Below are 7623 nucleotides of genomic sequence, written 5' to 3' on the forward strand. Positions count from 1 at the left end.
AACCGCTGCGGACGGGTGGGTCGCCGACTCTGGGAGTCGGCGCCACCGGGGTTGCCTCCGGGCGCGCCCGCGCCCGGAGCGCCGGGGATCGGCGTACCGGCCGCCGGTGTCGTCCCGGTGCCCGCACCGGCCTGACGGCCCTGCTGGATACCGCGACGCAGGTTGGTGAGCCGGCCGCGGACCTCCTCGGGCGCCCGGGAGACCTGCGGGCCGGTCAGCGGCGCCGCCTCGGCGGTACCGGAGACCAGGTTGGCCTGCGGCGTACGCCGGGGCAGACCCGAGAGGGTCATACCGCTGGTCGAGGGCTGGCGGACCTGCTCGGCGCGGCGCCAGCGCTCGTCGTTCGCCGACGGGCGCCACGGGGCGTCCGAGGGCTGACCGGGCTGGCCCGGCTGACCGGTCAGCTGACCGGGCTGGCCCGTAGCCGGACCGGGGCGGCCGGGCTGCGGGGCGAACGGGTCCTGCGCGGCCGGGCGCGGGCGCTCCTGCTCGGGGCGCTGCTGCGGCTGCGGGGCCCGGCCCTGGGGAGCCTGCGGCCGCTGCTGCTGCGACTGCTGGGGCCGCTGCTGCGGGGCCTGGTCCGCCGGGGCGCCCGGCGCGGAGGTGCCGGGACGCTGCGGCTGGTAGCTCGGGCGCGGCCGGTCCTGCGGCCCGCCCATGGGCTGCGGCTGGAACGGCGAGCCGTCCCCGTTCTGGGGACCCGAGAGCCCCGGACCGGTCGGCAGCGCCATCGGCTGCTGGCGCTGCGGGGCCGGCCGCTGCTGGCCGGCCGGCGGCAGACCCGGCTGCGGCGGCTGGATGGCCGGAGCCTGCGGCTGCCCGGGGGCCTGCTGCTGGAAGGGCGGCTGCGGGGCCGAAGGCACCTGCGGGGCGGCCGGGTTGGGCACGCTGGGCAGGACCGGCTCGACCAGGCCGAGACCCAGCGGGTCACGCGGGTCGATCTGGCTGGCCTCGAAGCGGGGCCGGGCGAACTGGCCCGTGGTCTCGGCCGGAGCCTGGACCGGTGCCGGCACCTGGGCCGAAGCCTGCGGCACGGGCGGCTGGGCGGCGGGCGGCTGCGCGGCGGCCTGGGGGGCCTGCGGGGCCGCACCGGCCTGCAGGGGCTGCGCGGGGCCGCCCTGCGGACGACGGGTGGGCAGCTCCTGGCCGGGACGGCCCTGCTCGCCCCGGGCCGGACGGCCGGGGAGGCGGTTGTCGGAGGGCTGCTCGGCCCGATTGTGCTGCGGCTGCTCGGGGTTGGGGCGCGGACGCTCCTGCGCCGGGCCCGGACGTCCGGCACCGGGCTGACCCTCGCCACGGCGCGGCAGACCGCCGCCGGGGCCGACCGGCGCACCGGTGGCACCCGGGCCGCCGGGGGCGCCGGTGGCACCCGGGGTACGGCGGGGCGGCTGGCCGGGCGTCGGGTTCTCGCGGAGCGACTGGCCGACCGCACGGGTCGGCAGGCCGCCACCGGGGCCACCGGCCGGGGCCGGCTTCGGGTCGCGGCCGGGCAGGCCGTTCGGGCCGTCGGCCGGGCCGCTGCCCGGCTGTCCCGGGTTGGGCCGGCCGGGGTTGGGCTGTCCGCTGTTGGGGCCGCCGGGCAGGGTGGCCTTGGGATCGCGGGTGGGCAGGCCGTTCGGGGTGCCACCGGGCGCACCCGGGCGGCCACCGGCCTGCGGGCCCTGGCCGAGCTGCGGACGGCCGGTCGGCGCACCGCCGGACGGGCCCTGGCCGAGCGCGGCGGCCTGGCGGCCGGACAGCGCCTCGGCGGCACCGCCACGGCCCTGCCGCGGCGCCGGTGCGACCCCGCGCTGCTGCTTGGCCTGCGCGGCGCCGGGACGGCCCCCCGGGCGGTCGCCCATGTTGGTGACGTCGATGGGGAGCATGACGAGCGCGGTGGTGCCGCCGGAGTCGCTGGGGCGCAGCTGGATCCGGATGCCGTGTCGCAGGGACAGGCGGCCGACCACGAAGAGGCCCATGCGGCGGGAGACGGAGACGTCGACGGTCGGCGGGCTGGCCAGCCGCTCGTTGATCTCGGCGAGGTCGTCGGGGGAGAGGCCGATACCGGTGTCGTGGATCTCGACCAGCACCCGGCCGTCCGGCAGCGCGTGACCGGTGACCCGGACGCGGGTCTGCGGGCTGGAGAACGAGGTGGCGTTCTCCAGCAGCTCGGCGAGCAGGTGGACGAGGTCGTTGACGACGCGGCCGGCGACCTCGGCCGAGGGGACGGCGGCGAGTTCGATGCGCTCGTACTGCTCCACCTCGGAGGCGGCGGCGCGGAGCACGTCGACCAGCGGGACGGGCCGGGTCCAGCGGCGGCCCGGGTCCTCACCGGCGAGCACGAGGAGGTTTTCGCCGTTGCGGCGCATACGGGTCGCGAGGTGGTCCAGCTTGAAGAGGCTGGCGAGCTGGTCCGGGTCGGCCTCGCGGCTCTCCAGTTCGGAGATCAGCGAGAGCTGACGCTGGATCAGGCCCTGGCTGCGGCGCGAGAGGTTGGTGAACATAGCGTTGATGTTGCCTCGCAGCAGGGCCTGCTCGGCGGCGAGCCGGACGGCCTCGCTGTGCACCATGTCGAAGGCGTGCGCCACATGGCCGATCTCGTCGGCGGAGTCGACGCCGACGGGGGCGATGGAGATGTCGACGTCCTGCGGGTCGCTCTCGGAGAGCGTCTTGACCAGCTCGGGCAGTCGCCGCTCGGCGACGTCCTCGGCGGCGGACTGCAGACGGGTCAGCGAGCGCACCATCGAGCGGGCCACGATGGCGGCACCGGCGATGGAGACGATGAGGACGAGGGCGATCAGCGCGCCGTTGATCAGGGTCTCGGTGTCGGCGTCGTTCTGGAGCTGCTGGGCCTTGCCGTCGAGGACCTCGAGCAGCGAGGACTCGATCTTCTGCTCGGCGGTGATCTTCGCGGTGGCGCTGTCGTACCAGTCCCTGTAGGTACGGGTGTCGCCCTGCTTGATGCCGTTGGTGTTGAGGACGGCCTTGGTGTACCGCTCGGCCTGCGCGATCACCTGGTTGTAGGTGAGCGGGGCGCGCAGCGCGGTGGCCGCGGCGTCGCCGTAGATGGCGGTGAAGTTGGTGTTGGCGTTGTCCTCGGCGGTCTGCAGCCGGATGCCGAAGGTCTCGTCCGAGGTGCTCAGGTCCTGGCCGCCGGGGCGGGCGAGCGCGGCGCTGATCAGCGCGCGCTGCATCGACGCGGCCTCCTTGGCCAGCGAGAACTGCTGCAGGGCGCGGGTGACCTTGACCAGCTCGGTGCTGTTCGAGGCGATCGCGATGTCCTGGGTGATGCTCAGCAGGTCCTTGATGATCACGTCGTAGTTGGTGATCGTGGCCTGGATGTTGTCCCAGTTGGTGTACGCGGTGCTGCGGGCCTCGGAGAGCTGGTTGAGGTCCTTGCGGACCTGGAGCAGCAGCGCCTTGCCGCCGGCGAGGTCCAGGTTGTCGAAGTTGTCGGCGCTGGTTGCGAACGCCTTGCTCAGGGTGTCCGTGGTCTTGCGGGCGTTGATGACCTCGGGGTCCTGCTGGTTGTTGTTGGTCGTCAGCGGCCCGGCGCTGATGTCGCGCTCGGTCTGCAGCGCGTTCGCCAGCGCGGTGGCTTTCTGGGCCAGGTCCGAGAGGCTGGTCATCTGCGACAGCTGCTTGGAGTTCTGCACCGAGGACTGGACGCGCAGACCACCGAGGACGATGGAGACGACCACGGGGAGCAGCAGCAGGGCTATCAGGCGGGTACGGATTCGCCAGTTGCGCATCGCGAACCGGCTGATACCGGTGGCGCGGCGGCGGTTCAGGGTTCCGCGCAGGCGGGAACGGCGCTTCTCGGTGGCTTCCTCGCCCTCCTGAGCGCCGTCGCTGGAGCCCGTCTGTTCGGGCTCGGCGCTGCCGCCGACGGCCTGGTGACCTGGCTCGGTGATCGGTGCTGCCTGGTGGGGGCCTGCCACGGGCTCGCGCGACTCCGGGTCACCCGCGGCGCCGCTGCCCCTCTTGAAACGTCCCTGCACTGGCGTCGCAACCTCTGGACCGGGCGTCCCTCTCCGCTGGCGCGGATGGAACGGTGTCGAGTTTTTCCGTCGCATTCCAGCACAGCGGGAGAAGTCCAACAAGGGGCGTTACCTGGCGGTGTCCTGAGCTACCCAGCGCACTCACATTTTCACGGACTGTACGGTAACCCTGCCCGAATACGGCCTTTTTCGGACACTCGCCGGATACATGCCAACTTGGCCGTGGATCGCCAAGAGTCGCAGACGTTCTCTTCTGTCCGGAATGCCGTAATTGTCTGGCCGATCGGCGGGTGTGAAATGTCCGCGATGTGTATTCTGTTCTCGAATTTGTGAGCAAAGTCACAGCCGAATGTATAGCCTTGATCACGGCGCCTGTGGAAAGAGATCCCTACTCTGGCTGGGCGGAGCAGTGCGCGTTGGTCAGCCTGCCCGGAATCACGCAGGCCGACTCCTCGGGTCGGCCCCGAACCCCAAGGTGTGACGCAATGTCCCAGCCGGCGAAGCAGCCCGCCACCAAGTCCACGCTCGTCAGCCGTCCCACGGCGAACCCGCGTCGGACCACGCTGGCCTCCATCGAGGACTTCAGCCAGCTGCCCGGCGCCCGCAGTGCGCAGGAGCCGATCGAGTACGCCACCGAGCTGCCCGCCAGCACCGCAAACCCGCGCCGCACCATCCTGATGGTCGCTCCGGCGCCGCGTACGCCGCTGGACTGACCGCGGGTCGTCCGGAAGGGGGCGTCGGCCGCAGCGGCGGCGGGCGTCCCTTTCTGCTGTCCGGCTGCTGCTGTCCGGTTTCGGTGGCCCGGTTTCTGCGGGCAGATCCGGCGCCCGGCCGCGCGCGAAGGGCCCGCAGTGGCCCACGCGATAGCCTGAGGGCGTTCGAGCAGGGCCCGGTAAGGCCGGTGCCCGACTGACCGAGAGGCTCCCAACCGTGCGTATTGCCAGGTTCTCCGTCCGGGAAGGGAGCCCTGCCGCCGGCAGCGTCTCCTTCGGTGTGGTCGAGGGAGATCCCTCCCAGCCCGAGTCTCTGGTGGTCCACGCGCTGGCCGGGCACCCGATCGTCTCCATGCAGCTCAGCGGCGAGAGCTACCGGATGCAGGACATCCGCCTGCTGTCGCCGATCCTCCCCAACAAGATCGTCGCGGTTGGCCGGAACTATGCGGCGCACGCCGCGGAGCTCGGCAACGAGGTCCCGGACGTTCCGCTGACCTTCTTCAAGCCCTCCACGGCGGTGATCGGCCCCACCGAGTCCATCGCGTACCCGCCGTTCTCCTCGGACGTCCAGCACGAGGCCGAACTGGCCGTGGTGATCGGCCGGATGGGCCGGGAGGTGCCGCTGGAGCGGGTGCCGGAGATCGTCTTCGGCTACACCTGCGCCAATGACGTCACCGCGCGCGACGTCCAGCAGCGCGAGGGCCAGTGGGCGCGGGCCAAGGGCTTCGACACCTCCTGCCCGCTCGGGCCGTGGATCGAGACGGAGCTCGATCCGAGCGATCTGGCGATCACCTGCACCGTCAACGGAGACCTGCGGCAGACCGGCCGGACCTCCCTGATGGTCCGTTCGATCGCCGAGCTGATCGTCCACATCTCCGAGGCGATGACGCTGCTTCCCGGCGACGTCATCCTGACCGGCACCCCGGCGGGTGTCGGCCCCATCAACGTCGGCGACGAGGTCGCCGTCTCCATCGAAGGCATCGGCACTCTCACCAATAAGGTGATCAAGCGTGGTTAGCACCGAGCCGGGGACGACCCCGGCCACCCCGAAGGACCCGAGCGTCCGGGTCCGTTTCTGCCCCTCCCCGACCGGCAACCCCCACGTCGGCCTGGTCCGCACCGCCCTCTTCAACTGGGCCTTCGCCCGCCACCACGGCGGCACGATGGTCTTCCGGATCGAGGACACCGACGCGGCCCGCGACTCCGAGGAGTCGTACGACCAGCTGCTCGACGCGATGCGTTGGCTCGGCTTCGACTGGGACGAGGGCCCGGAGGTCGGCGGTCCGCACGAGCCGTACCGGCAGTCGCAGCGGATGGACATCTACGCCGATGTCGCCCAGCGGCTGCACCAGGCCGGCCACGCCTACCACTGCTACTGCTCCACCGAGGAGCTGGACGCCCGCCGCGAGGCCGCCCGCGCGGCCGGCAAGCCCTCCGGCTACGACGGCCACTGCCGCGAGCTGACGGAGGACCAGGTCGCGGTCTACAAGCAGGAGGGCCGCCGGCCGATCCTGCGCTTCCGGATGCCCGACAAGACCATCGCCTTCGACGACCTGGTCCGCGGCACGCTCAGCTTCGAGCCGGAGAACGTGCCGGACTACGGCATCGTCCGGGCCAACGGCGCCCCGCTGTACACCCTGGTCAACCCGGTGGACGACGCCCTGATGGGCATCACCCACGTGCTGCGCGGCGAGGACCTGCTCTCCTCCACCCCGCGGCAGATCGCCCTCTACGCCGCGCTGGCCGAGATCGGCGTCGGACCCGGCATCACCCCGCGCTTCGGCCACCTGCCGTACGTGATGGGCGAGGGCAACAAGAAGCTGTCCAAGCGCGACCCGCAGGCCAACCTCAACCTGTACCGCGAGCGCGGCTTCATCCGCGAGGGCCTGCTCAACTACCTCTCGCTGCTGGGCTGGTCGCTCGCCGAGGACCGGGACCTGTTCTCCCTGGACGAGCTGGTCGCCGCCTTCGACATCGCCAAGGTGAACTCCAACCCGGCCCGCTTCGACCTGAAGAAGTGCGAGGCGATCAACGCCGAGCACCTGCGCCGGCTGGCGCCGGAGGACTTCGTCCGGCGGCTGGTCCCGTACCTGCAGGCCCCCGGCCTGCTGCCGGCGGAGCCGACCGCCGAACAGCTCGACCTGCTCGCCAAGGTGGCGCCGCTCACCCAGGAGCGGATGGTCGTGCTGAGCGAGATCGTCAACATGGCGGGCTTCCTCTTCGTCGACCCCGCCGACTTCACGGTCCAGGAGGAGGACGCGGCCAAGGCGCTCACCGCCGACGCCCGTCCGGTTCTGGAGGCCAGCATCAAGGCGCTGGAGGAGCTGGGCGACTTCACGCCCGAGCCGATCCAGGCGGCCCTGCGCGAGGCGCTGGTGGAGGGCCTGGGCATCAAGCCCAAGTTCGCCTTCACGCCGCTGCGGGTGGCCGTCACGGGCCGCCGGGTCTCGCCGCCGCTGTTCGAGTCGATGGAGCTGCTCGGCCGCGCCGAGACGCTGCGCCGGCTGACGGCCGCTCTGGAGCTCGTCCCGGCCTCCTGAGCCCGGTCCGGACGGCTGCGTGACCTGGTCCGCAGCCGTCCGGCGCCCTGCCTGGGGTTATCGATTTTGGACCCAGGCCAGACGTCGGGTAATGTTCTTTCTGCGCCGCCCGGGAGGGAACGGACGAGGGAGTGAAACCCCGTCGGGAACCGACCGAGAGGCGCAACGCCCGAGAAGAGCTCGCAAGGGTTCAACTCTGGTGGGGTATGGTGTAATTGGCAGCACGAGTGATTCTGGTTCATTTAGTCTAGGTTCGAGTCCTGGTACCCCAGCGCAGTACAAGTGAAGATCAAGCCCCCGTTGTGTAGCGGCCTAGCACGCTGCCCTCTCACGGCAGTAGCGCCGGTTCGAATCCGGTCGGGGGTACTGGTCCCGCAAGGGATCGCCAAG

General features: G+C 71.9%; 4 protein-coding genes and 2 tRNA genes. 5 read left to right on the top strand and 1 reads right to left on the bottom strand.

Annotated features, from left to right (window positions below; all coding sequences use genetic code 11):
• Window positions 1–3920: sensor histidine kinase (locus UK12_RS31175; protein WP_052682344.1), on the bottom strand; the 3920-nt coding region annotated here is incomplete at its 3' end.
• 545 nt (window positions 3921–4465) lie between these two features.
• Between UK12_RS31175 and UK12_RS31180 the strand changes: the two genes are divergently transcribed.
• The 5 genes from UK12_RS31180 (at window position 4466) to UK12_RS31200 (ending at window position 7599) form a co-directional block, all read left to right on the top strand.
• Complete coding sequence (locus UK12_RS31180) at window positions 4466–4693, top strand: hypothetical protein (RefSeq protein WP_045306571.1); 228 nt, start codon at window positions 4466–4468, stop codon at window positions 4691–4693.
• 217 nt (window positions 4694–4910) lie between these two features.
• A complete protein-coding gene (locus UK12_RS31185) occupies window positions 4911–5711 on the top strand; it encodes a fumarylacetoacetate hydrolase family protein (RefSeq protein WP_045306572.1) in 801 nt (266 codons plus the stop codon).
• Window positions 5704–7233, top strand: a complete 1530-nt coding sequence (gene gltX / locus UK12_RS31190; protein ID WP_045306573.1) for a glutamate--tRNA ligase — start codon at window positions 5704–5706, stop codon at window positions 7231–7233. The genes UK12_RS31185 and gltX overlap by 8 nt, the downstream gene beginning before the upstream one ends.
• Window positions 7234–7433: 200 nt before the next feature.
• A tRNA-Gln gene (locus UK12_RS31195) sits at window positions 7434–7505 on the top strand.
• Between the two features lie 21 nt (window positions 7506–7526).
• Window positions 7527–7599: transfer RNA gene (locus tag UK12_RS31200), tRNA-Glu, on the top strand.
• Window positions 7600–7623: the final 24 nt, after the last annotated feature.

The sequence above is a fragment of the Saccharothrix sp. ST-888 genome (assembly GCF_000955975.1).
Taxonomy (GTDB): Bacteria; Actinomycetota; Actinomycetes; order Streptomycetales; family Streptomycetaceae; genus Kitasatospora.

What these genes read in the sequence shown, in the direction of transcription:
- UK12_RS31180 (WP_045306571.1), top strand. Translation starts at nt 4,466, where the DNA reads ATGTCCCAGCCGGCGAAGCAGCCCGCCACCAAGTCCACGCTCGTCAGC.